Annotated in this window: 10 protein-coding genes; 9 read left to right on the top strand and 1 reads right to left on the bottom strand. The window is 72.9% G+C overall.

Features of this window, described 5'->3' with window-relative positions:
• Positions 1–19: 19 nt before the first annotated feature.
• The 9 genes from IEZ08_RS16775 (at position 20) to IEZ08_RS16735 (ending at position 13,448) form a co-directional block, all read left to right on the top strand.
• On the top strand, positions 20–1,786 hold the full coding sequence (locus IEZ08_RS16775; protein ID WP_229803186.1) for a fatty acyl-AMP ligase: 1,767 nt from the start codon (positions 20–22) through the stop codon (positions 1,784–1,786).
• Positions 1,786–5,418 carry an MMPL family transporter gene (locus IEZ08_RS16770; protein ID WP_229803184.1) on the top strand — a complete coding sequence of 1,211 codons (3,633 nt, stop codon included), beginning with the start codon at positions 1,786–1,788 and terminating at the stop codon, positions 5,416–5,418. The genes IEZ08_RS16775 and IEZ08_RS16770 overlap by 1 nt, the downstream gene beginning before the upstream one ends.
• Positions 5,415–6,836 (top strand): MFS transporter, encoded by a 1,422-nt coding sequence (locus IEZ08_RS16765; protein WP_084780741.1) that lies wholly within the window; start codon positions 5,415–5,417, stop codon positions 6,834–6,836. Before IEZ08_RS16770 ends, IEZ08_RS16765 begins: the two co-directional genes overlap by 4 nt.
• Positions 6,833–8,068, top strand: a complete 1,236-nt coding sequence (locus tag IEZ08_RS16760) for a glycosyltransferase (protein ID WP_068927607.1) — start codon at positions 6,833–6,835, stop codon at positions 8,066–8,068. Before IEZ08_RS16765 ends, IEZ08_RS16760 begins: the two co-directional genes overlap by 4 nt.
• Before the next feature lie 137 nt (positions 8,069–8,205).
• Complete coding sequence (locus IEZ08_RS16755; RefSeq protein WP_068927605.1) at positions 8,206–9,567, top strand: hypothetical protein; 1,362 nt, start codon at positions 8,206–8,208, stop codon at positions 9,565–9,567.
• A gap of 74 nt (positions 9,568–9,641) precedes the next feature.
• Entirely contained in the window at positions 9,642–10,253 is a 612-nt protein-coding gene (locus tag IEZ08_RS16750; protein WP_068927603.1) for a hypothetical protein, read from the top strand.
• A gap of 229 nt (positions 10,254–10,482) precedes the next feature.
• Positions 10,483–11,571, top strand: coding sequence for an ABC transporter substrate-binding protein (locus tag IEZ08_RS16745; protein ID WP_068927601.1), 1,089 nt, complete (start codon positions 10,483–10,485; stop codon positions 11,569–11,571).
• On the top strand, positions 11,564–12,661 hold the full coding sequence (locus IEZ08_RS16740; RefSeq protein ID WP_203863390.1) for a FecCD family ABC transporter permease: 1,098 nt from the start codon (positions 11,564–11,566) through the stop codon (positions 12,659–12,661). The genes IEZ08_RS16745 and IEZ08_RS16740 overlap by 8 nt, the downstream gene beginning before the upstream one ends.
• Complete coding sequence (locus tag IEZ08_RS16735; protein ID WP_068927599.1) at positions 12,651–13,448, top strand: ABC transporter ATP-binding protein; 798 nt, start codon at positions 12,651–12,653, stop codon at positions 13,446–13,448. Before IEZ08_RS16740 ends, IEZ08_RS16735 begins: the two co-directional genes overlap by 11 nt.
• 103 nt (positions 13,449–13,551) lie before the next feature.
• On the opposite strand, the gene IEZ08_RS16730 is transcribed toward IEZ08_RS16735, so the two are convergent.
• Complete coding sequence (locus IEZ08_RS16730; RefSeq protein ID WP_084780740.1) at positions 13,552–14,736, bottom strand: alpha/beta hydrolase; 1,185 nt, start codon at positions 14,734–14,736, stop codon at positions 13,552–13,554.
• Between the last annotated feature and the right edge of the window lie 133 nt (positions 14,737–14,869).

Here is a 14,869-nt window from a genome sequence, read left to right as displayed (position 1 = left end):
AACTCCCTGTACTCCGGCGATGGGACTGAGTATGAGCGAGCCGTTGATCCTCCGAGTCGCGCGGTGGGCGAGGGAGATCCCGGACGCCCCGGCCTACACCTTCGTGGACTACGCGGACTCCGCCGAGGGCGCCAGGCACACGCTCACCTGGGCCGGGGCCGACCTGCGGGCGAGGGCGCTGGCCGTACGGCTGCGCGAGGTGGCCAGGCCCGGGGAGCGGGCGGCGATCCTGGCGCCGCAGGGACTGGACTACGTGGTCGCGATGCTCGCCACGATGTACGCGCGGGTGATCGCGGTACCGCTCTTCGCCCCCGACCTGCCCGGTCACGCCGACCGGCTGGTCCGGGCCTACTGCGACGCCGACCCCGTCTGCGTGCTCACCACGACCCCCGCGCTGGAGGGCGTCAGGGCCTTCATCGACGGGCAGGCCGCGCCCCGGCCCAAGGCGATCGTCGCCGTGGACACGGTCTCCGACCTGCTCGCCGACGAGTGGGAGCCGGAGCCGATCGGCCTCGGGGACCTCGCCTACCTGCAGTACACCTCGGGCTCCACCCGCGCCCCGGCCGGAGTCGAGATCAGCCACGGCAACGTCACGGCCAACGCCGAGCAGCTCTGGGAGGCGTTCCGCGCCACCCCCCGCACGTCCACGGCGGCGCTGTGGCTGCCGCTCTTCCACGACATGGGCCTGATCGCGATCATCGCCGCGCCGATCGTCGGCGGGAACCAGGCGGTGTTCATGGACCCGGTGGCGTTCGTCATGCACCCGGTCCGCTGGCTGCGTCTGCTCAGCGCGTACGACGACGTGTTCACCGGCGGCCCCAACTTCGCCTACGAGTACACCGCGAGCCGCGTCACCGAGGCGGAGAAGGCCACGCTCGACCTGTCCGGGGTCACGGTCATGCTCAACGGCGCCGAGCCGCTGCGGGGCAGCACGATCCACCGCTTCTCCGAGGCGTTCGCCTCCTGCGGGCTCCGGCCCGAGGCGCACACCCCCGGGTACGGCCTGGCGGAGGCGACCGTGTTCGTCACGGCGATGGACCGGGACCTGCCGGTCCGGGTGACCGCGTTCGACCGGGACGCGCTCACCGCGGGGCGGGCCGTACCGATCACCGGGCCGGTCGCCGGAGCCGGACAGGCGCCCGCCGGGCGGGTCAGCGAGCTGGTCTCCTGCGGGGTGCCGACCGGCCAGGACGTGGCCGTCGTGGCCGAGGACGGCACGGCCAGGCCCGACGGCGAGGTCGGCGAGGTCTGGGTGCGCGGGCCGAACGTGGCGAGGGCCTACTGGCGCGACGAGGAGCGCACCGCGGAGACGTTCGGAAACGTGCTGGCGGGCACGGAGGGAACCTGGCTGCGGACCGGGGACCTGGGCGTGATCCACGGGGGCGAGCTCTACATCACCGGGCGGATCAAGGATCTGATCATCGTAGACGGGCGTAACCACTATCCACAGGATGTGGAGGTGACCGCGCAGGAGGCCGAGGCCGCCATCCGCCGGGATCACGTGGCGGCGTTCTCGGTGCCGGGAGAGGAGACCGAGCGGCTGGTGGTGGTGGCCGAGCGCTCCCGCAAGGCCGAGGGCCGGGACCCCGCCGAGGTCGAGGCCAACGTCCGGGCCGCCGTCGCCCGCAACCACGACCTGAGGCTGCACGACTTCGTGCTGGTCGAGGCGGGCGCCGTACCGCGAACGTCGAGCGGGAAGATCGCCCGGCGGGCGTGCGCGCGGGCCTACCTCGACGGCGTCTTCGGGACGGCCCGGGGAATCGTCGCAGAGGGTGCCGGAGCCTGATGTTCGAGTCGCTTGGACGGGCCGTCTACCGCGGGCGCTGGTCCCTGCTGGTGCTGGGAACGGTCTTCGCCGTCGTGGCCGGGTACCTCGGGCTGGGGCTGTTCGGCCGGATGACCGACGGCGGGTTCGACGACCCGGGAGCCGAGTCCACCAAGGCCGCGCAGTGGAGCGGGAAGTGGTTCGGCGGCAGCTCGCCCGACGTGATCGTGCTCTATACGCACCCGCAGATCGACGCCGACGACGACCGGTTCAAGGAGGCCGTGCAGACAGCCCTGAAGGATCTGCCCGGCGAGCACGTCACCAAGCTGACCACCTACTGGACGAGCAAGGCCGAGGATCTCGTCTCCACCGACAGGCACTCCACCTACGCGCTGGTCGGCCTGCGCGGCGGTGAGCTGACCAAGCAGGACGGCTACGCCGCGATCGAGAGCCGGCTCCGGGAGGCGCCCGCCGGATACACCGTCCAGGTCGGCGGCCGGATCCCGCTCCTGGCCGACCTCAACACACAGACCGGCCTCGACCTGCAGCAGGCCGAGGCGATCTCGATGCCGGTCCTGCTGGTCCTGCTCGCCATCGTCTTCGGCAGCCTGGTCGCCGCCGGGCTCCCGCTCGTCGTCGGCCTGCTCTCGGTGGTCGGCGCGCTCGCGCTGCTCCGGCTGCTCACCGAGGTCACCGACGTCTCGGTCTTCTCGCTGAACGTCGTCACGATGCTCGGCCTCGGCCTGGCCATCGACTACTCCCTGTTCGTCCTGAGCGCCTTCCGCGAGGAGATGCGCCGGGGCTCCCCGGTGGAGACGGCGGTCGTGCGGACCATGGCGACGGCCGGGCGGACGGTCGCCTTCTCCGGCCTGACCGTGGCGACCGCGCTGTGCGGGCTGCTGCTGTTCCCGCAGATGTTCCTGCGCTCGCTCGGCCTGGGCGCGGCGGCGGTGGTGCTGGTCGCGATGGCGTCGGCGCTGATCGTGCTGCCCGCGCTGCTGGCCGTACTCGGCCCGAAGGTCGACGCGATCAAGATCATGCCCGACTTCGGCGTGCACCGGGGCGGGGGGACCTGGCACGCGATCGCCTCCAGCGTGATGAAGCGGCCCGTGGTCTACCTGGTCGGCGTCAGCGTGGTGCTGCTCGCGCTGGCCGCGCCGTTCCTGCATGTGCGCTTCGGCAACGTGGACCACCGGGTGCTGCCCGAGCGCTTCGAGAGCCGCCAGGTCGCCGAGCGGATCGACCGGGATTTCGCCCGCAACACCATGTCGCCCATCGACGTCGTCGTGCTCGTCGAACGCAGCCTGGTCGGGCCGATGACCGCCGCCGCGCCGGGGGCGCTGCCCTCGGAGGTGGGCGGGCGCGTCGGGCCCGTCGGGGTCGGCAACTCCGGGATCACCCCCGTCACCGAGATCGGCCCGCTGGACGTGAAGGTCTTCGCCGACCGGCTCAAGCGGCTGGACCATGTCACCGAGGTCGCCGTGACGGGCGTCTCGCAGAACAACGGCGCGGTACGGCTCTCGGTCCGCTACGACGCCGACCCCATGTCGGACGAGGCCCGCGCGTTGGTCGAGGAGATCCGCGAGCTGCCCCGCGAGCCGAACTTCCGGGACGTGGCCGTCGGCGGGCCCACCGCCGCGCAGCTGGACCTCCAGGCCAGCCTGACCGCCACGCTGCCGTGGACCGCCCTGATCGTGTGCCTGATGACCGGCCTGCTGCTGTTCGCCGCGTTCGGCTCGATCGTGCTGCCGATCAAGGCGATCCTGATGAACGTCCTGTCCCTGGGCGCGTCCTTCGGCGTGATCGTGTGGGCGTTTCAGGACGGCAACCTCGCGGGCCTGCTCGGCTTCACCCCGACCGGTGCGATCGAGGCGACCGTCACCGTGCTGATCCTCGCGGTGGTGTTCGGCCTGTCGATGGACTACGAGCTGTTCCTGCTCAGCAGGGTGCGGGCGGAGTGGCTGCGGACCGGGGACAACACCGCCGCCGTGGCGGCCGGCCTGGAACGGACCGGCGGGCTGATCACCAGCGCCGCCCTGCTGCTGCTGGTGGTCATCGCGGCCTTCTCCACCGCCGGGATCACGGTGGTGAAGATGCTCGGCGTCGGCATGTTCGTGGCCATCGTCGTGGACGCGACGCTGGTCCGGGCGCTGCTGGTGCCCGCGACGATGCGGCTGATGGGCAACGCCAACTGGTGGCTCCCGGCCGCCCTGCGGGGATTCCACCGGCGGATCGAGCTCCGCGAACACGCCGTCCCCGTTGGAGCGCTCCCTCCCGGTGACACCTACGTGACGGTGGAACGGGAGACCCGCGCCGGTGCCGGCGGGACCGGCGCCCACCGCGCCGTCCGGTCCCGCCGTCCGGAGGCGTCCCTCCCGCCGCCGCGGATCCCCGCCATCCCCGCGGGAACCGGCGGTGCCTCTCGCCCGGCCGCTCCCAACGGCACACCCCCGGCGGCCAACGGACTGCCCGGCCGCACTCCCAACGCCACACCCCCGGCGGCCAACGGTGTGCCCGGCCGCGCGTCCACGGCTGTTCCCCCGGCCCCCAACGGCGTTTCCGGTCCGGTATCCGACGGCGGCCCCACCGGGCTCGTGCCCGCCAACGGGATCAAGCCCTACCAGGGAACGGGAATCCCGTCCCGGCGGCACGGGCCGAGCCCTCACGCCCCTGAGCAGCCCGGCGCCTCGGCCCCCGAGCCCGTGTCACAGGCTCAGGCGTCCGAGACCACGCCGCCGGCTCCCGAACTCACGCCGCGGGCTCCCGCCCCCGAACCCGTACCACCCGCCCCCGCTCCGGCCCCGGTTCCCCGGTCCGAATCCCGTCCCGCGGCTGCGGGCCAGGTCACCCCTGCCACTGCCACCACTCCCACCACTCCCACCACTCCCGTCACCACGGCCGGTCCGGGACGCGGGCGCCAAAAGAAGATTGTCAAGCCGAACGTGAACGCTCCCGGCTGGCACTGGGCCGAGGTGGACGAGGAGGACCCCACCCCTCAGGCCCCCGTTCCTCAGGCCCCCGTTCCTCAGGCCCCCGTTCCTCAGGACCATGCACGACAGGAGCCCGCCCGGCCCCCCGCTCCGGTGGTGCCTCCCGCTCCGGTGGTGCCTCCCGCTCCGGTGGCGGGTCCCGTTCCCGAGGTGCGTCCGCAGCCTCCCGTTCCGGTGGCGCTTCCGAGGGGTTCCGAGGCGGACGCCGAGGATGCGCGCCGTGGGCGGAGCGTGCCGATGATCAGCAACCACCTCATCGACCAGCTGGAACCGCCGGTACGGCCGCAGCATGCCAAGCGGATCGTCCCGATCACCGGGCCTTCGAAAGTCGATCCGGAACCGGTCGAGGAGGTGCGGGCCGTCGTGGTGCCGCCGGTCGTCGCTCAGCCGGGTGCCGCGCCGGTGATGGAAGAACGTCCCATGGCGCCGCCGGATCCCCTCCCGCGCCCTGCGCCCGTACCCGCTCCGCACCCCGCGCCCGTACCCGCTCCGCACCCCGCGCCCGTACCCGTCCCGCACCCTGCGCCCGCGTCGCACCCCGGACCCGCGCCCCGGCGGCCGGAGCGGGCCGGTGGCTGGGCGGCCGTCGAGCGGCGGGCCACCCGGGTCGTACGGCCCACGCCTGACGGATCCGGCTGGATGTGGGTCGAGGTGGACGAGTGAGCGACCTCGCCACGGGACCGGGAGGCAAGGCCCCGGCCCCCGGCCAGCCGGTTCACGCGGAACCGCGCCCCGCGCCCCGCGTTCCCGCCCCGCCCCGGCGCGCGCTGCTCCTGCTGGTCGTCGGCCTGGCCGGGTTCGTGACAACCCTGGACAACACGGTCGTCACAGTCGCCCTCCCCACCATCCAGACCGAGTTGCGCGCGTCGCTGGCGACCCTCGAATGGGTCGTCACCGGGTACGTCCTCACCTTCTCCGGGCTGATGCTCGCCGGAGGCCGTCTGGCCGACGTGTACGGCCGCCGCAGGGTCCTCCTCGCCGGGCTCGCGGTCTTCACCGCGGCGTCCCTCGCCGCGGGGCTGGCGACCTCGGCGGGTGCGCTGGTCGCGGCACGCCTGGTCCAGGGGTGCGGGGCCGCGCTGATCCTGCCCGCGATGCTGGCCGTCGTCTCCGTCGGCAACGACGACCGGCGACGGTCGGTCGGCGTCGCCGTCTGGATGGCCTCCGGCGCGGGCGCGCTCGCCCTCGGCCCGGTGGTCGGCGGCTACCTCGCCCAGCACGCCCACTGGAGCTGGGTCTTCCTGCTCAACGTCCCCCTCGGCGCCGTGGTGATCGTCCTCGCGGCCGTCGCCGTACCGGAATCCCGTGACGAGACGGCCGCCCGCGTCGACGTCCCCGGCGTCGTGGCCTCGGTCGTCGTGCTCTCGGCCGGGACGTTCGGCCTGACCTTCGGGGCCGAGCTGGGCTGGACCTCACCGGTGATCCTGGTCGCGCTGGCCGTCAGCGCGGTCGCGGCGGCCGTCTTCGTCGCGGTGGAGCGGTTCGGCCGCGATCCGATGGTGGACCTGGAGCTGTTCCGGGCGCGGGCGTTCACCGGCGGGGTGGCCGCCCAGGTGCTCTGGGGGCTCGGCGTCAACGGGGTGTTCTTCTTCACGGCCCTGTTCCTGCAGGGAGTCCTCGGCTTCAGCCCGACCGCCTCGGGCCTGGCCTTCGTTCCCCTGGCGCTGCTCGTCGTCGTGGTCACGCCCCTGGTCCCGGCGGTGGAGAGCCGCCTGGGCGCGGGCCGTACGGTCGCCCTGGGGCTCGTCCTGGTGGCGGCGGGCATGGCCGCGGTGGCGTTCCTGCGGCCGGGGGACGGCTGGGCGGAACTGCTGCCCGCCGTGTGCGTGATCGGGATCGGCTCGGCGCTGACCATGCCGCTGGGCTCGGCCGTGCTGGGTGCGGTGCCGCAGGCGCGGGCGGGTGTCGCGGGGGGCGTGTTCAGCGTCGCGCGCGAGGTGTCCGGGCTGTTCGGCATCGCGGTCATCGGGGTGATCGTCAACAGCTCCGCGAGCTTCACCGCCGGGTACTCCACCGGCCTGCTCACCGCCGCCGGGCTCGTCGCCGTCGGAGCCGCCGTCAGTCTGGTGACTCTCCGGTGAAGGTCGCGATCCTGGCGTTCGGGTCACGGGGCGACACCCAGCCGTGCGTGGCGCTGGGAGCCGGGCTCGCGGCACGCGGCCACCGGGTGACGGTCGTCGCGGCCGGACGGTACGGCGCGCTGGTCGGGGAGGCGGGGCTGGAACTGGGCCCGCTCAGCGTGGACCCGCTGCGGATCGCGGAGTCCGAGGAGGGCCAGGCGTGGCTGCGGAGCGGGCCCGCCGGGTTCGTCCGGGGCTTCCGCAGGATCGTGGAGCCGCTCGCCGAGCGGCTCGTCACCGAGGTGGACGCGGCCTGCGCCGGGGCGGATCGGGTGCTCGCCCCGGCGCTGGGCGGGTTCGGGCACCACCTGTCCGAGCGGTACGGCATGCCGTACGCGCTGCTGCACTTCCAGCCCAGCGAGCCCACCCGGGCCTTCCCCAACCCGCTGGTCCCGCTGCGCACGCTGGGCGGCTGGGGCAACCGGGGCAGTTACGCGCTCGTCGAGCGGCTGAGCTGGCTGCTGCTGGGCCGGATGGTGAACCGCCTGCGGGACCGGGTTCTCGGGCTCGGCCCGATGCGGGACAGCCCGTTCCGGCGGGCACGGGCCGACGGGGTGCCGGTGTTGTGCGGGGTGAGCCCGTCGGTCGTGGGCCGCCCCGCGGACTGGCCGGGGCACGTGCACCTGACCGGCTACTGGTTCCTGGAGCGCCGGTGGAGCCCGCCGCCGGAGCTGGAGGCGTTCCTGGACGCCGGACCGCCCCCGGTCTACGTGGGCTTCGGCAGCATGGTCCCGGGCGATCCGGCCGCGACGGCCGGGACGGTGGTGACGGCCCTGCGCTCGGCCGGGGTGCGCGGTGTGCTGCAGGGCCTGCCGTACGGCGGCGCGGACGGCGCGTGCGCGGACGACGTGTTCGTGATCGGCGACGCGGACCACACGTGGCTGTTCCCGAGGATGGCCGCCGTGGTGCACCACGGCGGCGCGGGGACGACCGGGACGGCGCTGCGGGCCGGGATACCGGCAGTGGTCTGCCCCTTCTTCTCCGACCAGCCGTTCTGGGGCGCCCGGGTGGCGGCGTTGGGGGCCGGGCCGGTTCCGCTGCCGGTGCGCAGGCTCACGGTGGGGGAGCTGGCCGGACGGGTGGCGCGGGCCGTACGGGACGGGGACATGCGGGCGGCGGCGGCGCGGCTGGGTGCGCGGTTGCGGGCCGAGGACGGGGTGGCCCGCGCGTGTGACGTGTTGGAAGCGTGCTGACGAATTGTGCGGGAAGCGTGCTGACGAATTGTGTGAGAAGCGTGCTGACGAATTCCTTGCTGGGCCTGTTCGGACAGTGGCGATCTAGGTAAGGTTCAAATCGGATTTTGACCGGCTTTACCGGGGAGCTGCGGGACATGCGACTCAATCTGCGGCGGGTTCTCGCCGTCGGCTCGATGCTCACGTTGATCGGCGTCGTGGCTCCCGCGGCGGCCGCCTACTCCGAGGACGACCCGCGCAGCTGCCGGGACCTGATGGGGGCCGACGCCCCGGCGTTCATCCAGTGCCGGTGGCTGGCCAAGCCCGACGAGGCCTTCGACGTCGTGCGGTTCTGGGCGCAGAACGACAACGCCCGCCTGAAGGAGGCCACCCCGTACGTGATGTTCGTCGACTGCGCGGAGGAGGGGACCGTCTGCCCGCAGCTGGAGGGCGACGGCGCCGCCGGCGACGAGAACTCCCCGGCTCCGGAGGGCGCGGAGGACGGCGGCACGCCCGAGTGCGAGGCCGGCCAGGAGTGCTCGGTCGACGGGCACCCCGAGGGCGGTGACGGCACGGTGAGCGAGCCCGAGCCGAACAGCCCCGCCGACCCGAACGCGCGCACCACCGAGACGGTGGCGCCGCAGACCACCGGCCCGGCCGTGGCCCCGCCCACCGCGGCGGAGATCGCGGCGGCGGCGCAGACCCCCGCGGGGCAGGCCGTCACCTCGGCGCGCGCCACCGGCCTTCGCGTCTGGATCGACACCGAGCTGGCCGACGACTGGAAGGCGGGCCCGGCGGCCTTCGCCACGGCCGTCAAGCGGATCGGTGCGCTGGCCGCGCGGCCCGAGGTGGCCGGGATCCGGTTCACCGCGCAGCTCGGCTACAACACGACGTTCGCGACGCAGGAGGAGATCACCGCCTTCGTCGCCGCCGCGTCCGGCGCGCTCCGCCAGGCGGCCCCCGGCAAGCAGCTGGGCGTGCACACGGTCGTGCCCGTGTTCGCCTGCGGCGCCGAGGAGGCCTGCAAGACCGAGATGGCCAAGCGCTACCCGCTGCTCGCCCCCGAGCAGGTCGAGTCCCACCTGATCGCCGGGCGCGTCGACCAGATCACCCTCGACACCGGCCTGCTGTACGGCGGCTACACCACCTGGAAGATCGACGCCAAGACGGCCCAGCGCAACCAGTGGATCCAGGTCCGCGCCCGCGCCTGGGACGTGCTGGCCCAGGTCGCCGCCGAGGAGACCGGCCTGGTCGGTGAGGTCACCGCCGAGGAGGTCGCCACCCGGGTCTCCGCCCCCGTCATGGACGGCGGCGCCCAGCAGGTCAACCTCTGGACCCGGGTCCAGGACGCGCAGGGCGCCGTCAAGCATCTGACCGCCTGGGACGAGCTGAAGAAGCTCAACCCGATCCAGCGCCGCATGGCCGCCGTCTACAACCCGGCCACGCCCGAGACGGACACCGCCGCCGACCTCAAGAAGCTCGCCGAGGTCTTCGGCCAGGTGTATCTCACCACCGCCTGAGGCTCCCGGAACCCCCGGCGCCGGGTCATCCCGACTCACAGACCTCGGCAACGGTGTGGAAAGATCTATCCGCAATGGGTCCGTTCTCAGTGGTGCGGTGGGCGCGCGCGGCGAGTTTCGCCGCCACCTGCGCTGCCCTGGCCACGCTCGGGCACCTGGCCGGTGGAGGCTCCTTCGACCGGGCGGCGGCGCTGGGCGGGTTCCTGCTCCTCCTGCTGCCCGCGCTGGCGCTGACCGGGCGTGAACGCACACTCGCCTCCATCCTGCCCGCGACGGCCGCCTCGCAGATCGTCCTGCACACTCTCCTCACGCAGAGCGCCGACCGGCAGGCGGCGGCGCACCGCGCGGAGATGGCCGCGATGGAGGGCATGGGCGGGATGGACCACGTGCATCCCGCCGCGTCGACCGGTTCCGGGATGGTGCTCGTACACGCGGCGAGCGTGCTGCTCACCTCCGTGTGGCTTCGGTGGCTGGAGACGGGCCTGTGCGCCCTGGCCCGGCAACTGGCCGGATGGGTGCTGCGCCCGCTGCTGTTCCTCCTGGTCGCCGGACGCCCTTCCGCGCCCGTGCGACTGGTCTCCCGGATGTGGCGGGACGAGACCGCGCGCGTCCGGTTGTTCCTGAGACACGTCCTCGTGCTCAGGGGACCGCCTGGAGGCCGGACCCGGCCGGCGGCGGCCGTGTGATCTGGTGATTCCGGGCCTGCTGGTCAGGCTCGGCCGTACAACCGTGCCGATGTTCTTCGAGAGTCGGCAGTCGTGCGCTCTTCGAGAGTCGGCAGTCGTGCGCTGCCCGGCTCGGCCTCGCCATGATCAATTCCGCTGCCCGCGGGTCTTCCCGCCGCCACCCCGGCCGCCTCGCCGGCCGTCCGTGGCGTGCGCGTCTCCAGATCCGACCCACAGGGAGCACGTACGCATGAACCCTTTGAACCCTTCTCGTTTCGCCGCAGCCGTGGCCGCTCTCACGGCCCTGACCGTCACCGGATGCGGGGCCGCCACCGAGCCCGCCGACACCGCGGGCGCGGCCGTCGACGCCCCGGCGTCCGCCGCCAGGACCGGCTATCCGCTGACCTTCGACAACTGCGGCATGCGGGTGACCTTCCAGAAGCCACCCCGGCGGGTGCTGATCCTCAACGGCACCAGCGTGGGTGAGGTGGAGAGCTTCATCCTGCTCGGCCTGGAGAAGAACATCCTGGCCAACGCCCAGAGCTACGGCGTCTCCGACGACCCGACCATGATCGGCAAGATCAAGGCGCTGCCGACCGGCGGGCTGACCATGAACAAGAACTTCGACGTCCCCGCCGAGCAGGTGCTCAAGCTCAAGCCCGATCTGGTCGTGTCCACCTGGTCCGGCGGTTTCGACGCCAAAAGCGGCTTCGCCACCCGCGAGCAGCTCGCCGCGGCCGGCATCACCTCCCTGGTCAATCCGGTGAACTGCGCCATGGGGAAGCCGGAGGCGACCGAAGCGGAGCGGCGCGCCTACCGCAACCAGTCGATCAACAGCTCCCTGGAGTTCATCGGCCTCCTGGGACGGGTCTTCGACGTCCAGCAGCGCGCGTTCGATCTGATCCGCGAGCTGCGGGGTCGCGTCGAGACCGTCCGGCGGCGCGTCGCGGGCCTGCCCGCCAAGAAGGTGCTCATCGCCTATCCCGGCATGTCCATGATGAACGCCAACGACCTGCCCGCCGTGATGGTCGGCGGCATCTACGACGACGTCATCAAGGCGGCCGGCGGCGTCAACGTCTTCGCCGGCCAGAACTCCGACGCCACCCGCACCATCAACAAGGAGCAACTCGCCACCGCCGAGGTGGACGTCCTGGTCGTCGGGCTGTTCACGCCGCAGGAGAAGGGCGACGAGGAAGCAGCCAAGATCTTCGCCGCTTACCCGCACTGGGCGGCCTCGAAGTCCAGGACCTACACGACCGTCTCCGACGGCGTCTACCTCGGCCCGCTCAACGCCCTGGCCGTGGAGAAGATCTCCAAGGTGGTCCACCCCGGTGACTGACACCCTGACCCTCCCGCCGCGGACCGGGCCCACGCCGTCCCGCCGTCCGCACCTGATCTCCGGTCCGGCCACCGGGCTGTTCCTGGCCGCCCTGCTCGCCGGACTGGTCGCGGCGCTGGTGGTGGGCATCTCCATCGGCTCGGTCAATCTCCCCCTCGGGCAGGTCTGGGGTGTGGTCTGGGCGCACCTCACCGGACGCGGCGCGCAGGCCGATCCGCTGCTCAGCCAGGTCGTCTGGGAGATCCGCACCCCGCGGGCGCTGCTGGCCGCGCTCTCCGGCGCCGGTCTGGCGGTGGCCGGGGTCGCGTTGCAGGCATTGGTCCGCAATCCGCTCGCCGACCCGTACGTCCTGGGCGTCTCCTCGGCGGCCTCGCTCGGCGCCGTGCTCGTCCCAGCCCTGGGTGGCACCGCGCTGGCGGGCGCGTTCGGCGTCACCGGGGCGGCCTTCGCCGCCGCCATGCTCTCGGCGTTGCTGGTGTACGTGCTGTCCCAGCGCTCCGGGCGGCTACTGGACTCGTGGCTGGTGCTGACCGGCGTCGCCGTCGGCTACCTGTGCGCGGCGGCCACGACCTTCATCCAGCTGCAGCTCAACCCCGGCGAACTGCAGGGCATGATGTTCTGGTTGATGGGCAGCGTCGCCGGGGCGTCCTGGCCCGACCTGGGCGTGCCCGCCCTGCTCATCGCCGTCTGCGTGGCGTGGCTGGCGCTGCAGGTCCGTGCGCTCAACGCGCTGATGGCCGGCGAGGAGGCGGCCATCGCCATCGGTGTGCCGGTCGCGGCCCTGCGGATCGGGCTGCTGGTCGCCGGTTCCCTGCTGACGGCCACCGTGGTGAGCGTCGTCGGCGGCGTCGGCTTCATCGGACTCATGATCCCGCACATGGCGAGGTTCGTCGTCGGCGCCGACCACCGGCGGGTGCTGCCGGTGTCGCTGCTGGCCGGGGCGGTGTTCCTGGTACTGGTGGATCTGGCTGCCAGGATCGCCGACCGGCCCAACGAACTGCCGGTCGGGATCTTCACCACCGGCCTCGGCGTGCCGTTCTTCCTGTGGCTCCTGCGCCGCCGCGTGAAAGGAGGCGGCGATGCGGCTTGACCTCGCCGGCGTCAGCGCCCGCATCGACGCCCGTCTCATCGTCGACGACGTCACGCTGACCGCCGGGCCGGGCGAGTTCGTCGCGCTGGTCGGCCCGAACGGCAGCGGCAAATCCACCCTGCTGCGTACCGTCTACCGCTCCCTGCGGCCCTCGGCGGGGATCGTCCGGCTGGACGGGCGGGACCTGTGGCGGATGCGTCCGCGCCAGGCCGCCCGCCACCGCGCCGTACTCCCCCAGCACGGCCAGGCCGCCGAGGGTTTCACGGCGGCCGAAGTGGTCGCGGCCGGCCGCTACAGCCACAAACGATCGCTCGCCCGCGAGACCTCCGCCGACCGGGCGGCGGTCGGCACCGCGCTCGACCGCGTCGGCATGGGGTGGGCCGCCGACCGGCTGGTGACCACGCTGTCCGGCGGGGAACGGCAACGCGTCCTGCTCGCCCGCGCCCTGGCACAGGAGGCGCCGCTGCTGATCCTCGACGAGCCCACCAACCACCTGGACGTCGGATCCCAGCTCCTGTTGCTGGATCTGATCCGCTCGCTCGGGCTCACGTTGCTGGCCGCTCTGCACGACCTCGACCAGGCCGCCGCCTACGCCGACCAGGTCGTCGTGCTCCGCGACGGCCGCGTCGCAGGGCACGGTCCTCCCGCGGAGGTGCTGACTCCCGCCTTCATCGAGGAGGTCTTCGGGGTACGGGCTCATGTGGGCCCGCATCCCCTCACCGGCCGCCCGCACATCGCCGTGGCCTCACCGGTGACCATGCCGGACGAACCGACCACAACCACGTGAGGAGCTTCAATCACATGACCGAGCCTCGTCCGACGGTGCTGCGCTGCCGACAGCGCTTCGGATCGAAGCCGACCGGCCGCCCACCGGGTGATCCCTCCCTCTCCTAGTCACCGGAGCCCGGCAGGTTCCACTCCCCGCCTTCGGGCTGGCCCGGGGGCGGGGGGACCTGCTCGTCCCGCTCCTTCTCCGCGTCCTCCTGCGCGTCCTCCGGTGAGGACGAGGGCTTCACCCCGAGAGCCTTCAGGATCATGGGGAAGGAGCGCTTGAACTCGCGCTCCCAGTACGGCCAGCTGTGGGTGCCCTTCCTGTAGAGGTTCACCACGGGCTTGACGCCGTACAACCGGAGCTTGGCGATCAGGTGCCTGGCGGTGTAGGCCGAGACCGGCTCACCCAGGTGGGCCGGGTGCCAGGGGGTGCCGGGCGGGTCGAGCTCGCCCTGGAGGCTGGTCGTGCCGCTGGAGATGTAGATGCTCACGCCGCGCAGGTTCCTGGCGAAGTGCGCGGGGTCGTTGGCCCGCCAGACGTCGGCGTTCTTGAGCGGGTCGCCCCACAGGGCCTTCGGGTCGAACCCCTCGGCCGCCTGGGCGTTCATGATGATGTCGGGGATGCCGGGCAGCCGGGTGGACATGACGCCGCTGTGGGCTCCGGCGAAGCGGAACATGCCGGGGTGGCGCGCGGCGTACTTGATCGCCCCGTACGCTCCCATGGACAGTCCCGAGACGGCCCGGCGGGTGCCGGCCCGGTAGCCGACCTCCAGCAGGCGGCGGACCTCGTAGGTGTGGAAGGTCTCCCACGCGGGCGGGCCGCCCTTGCCCTTGTTGAACCAGTTGCTGTAGTTGCCGGCCCGGCCGGCCTCGGGCATCACGACGATCGCGCCGACATCCTCGGTGAGCTCCTCGATGCCGGTCATCCTCGTCCATGACGTGTAGTCGTCCACGCCGCCGTGGAGCAGGTAGAGCACCGGCCAGGTGCGCTTGGCCTGCTTCGACCACCCCGGAGGCAGCAGCAGCCGGACCGGCAGCATCGCGTCGACCGAGGGCGAGGAGACCAGGATGTCGAGCGTGCGCGGGCCCAGCCACTTCTCGGCGACCACGCGCGCGCCGCCGGGCATCGCGGCCGGCCAGGGACCGGACGGGCTCTTCCCGGTCGGGGGGACCGGGTCCAGCACCTGCCGGTTTTCGCCCGCCGGGGCCAGGGGACGGACCGGGGCCGCGTGCGCCGCCGTCGAGGGGAGCCCGACGGCCGCGGCGGTCGCGAGGGCCAGGAGTCCGTGCCGGACAGATCGCATGCTTTTCCCTCCATCCGGCCTGACGACAGAAGGCCGTGGCAGGCGAGGGTAGACGGGTGATCGGCAGGTGGCTATGCGTGTCCGCAACGAAAGAACGGGGGCCGCTTGAGCCCCCCGGACAAATCAATGCGCA

Source organism: Planobispora rosea, from assembly GCF_014648175.1.
GTDB lineage: Bacteria > Actinomycetota > Actinomycetes > Streptosporangiales > Streptosporangiaceae > Planobispora > Planobispora rosea.
This window is presented reverse-complemented; position numbering and strand designations above follow the sequence as displayed.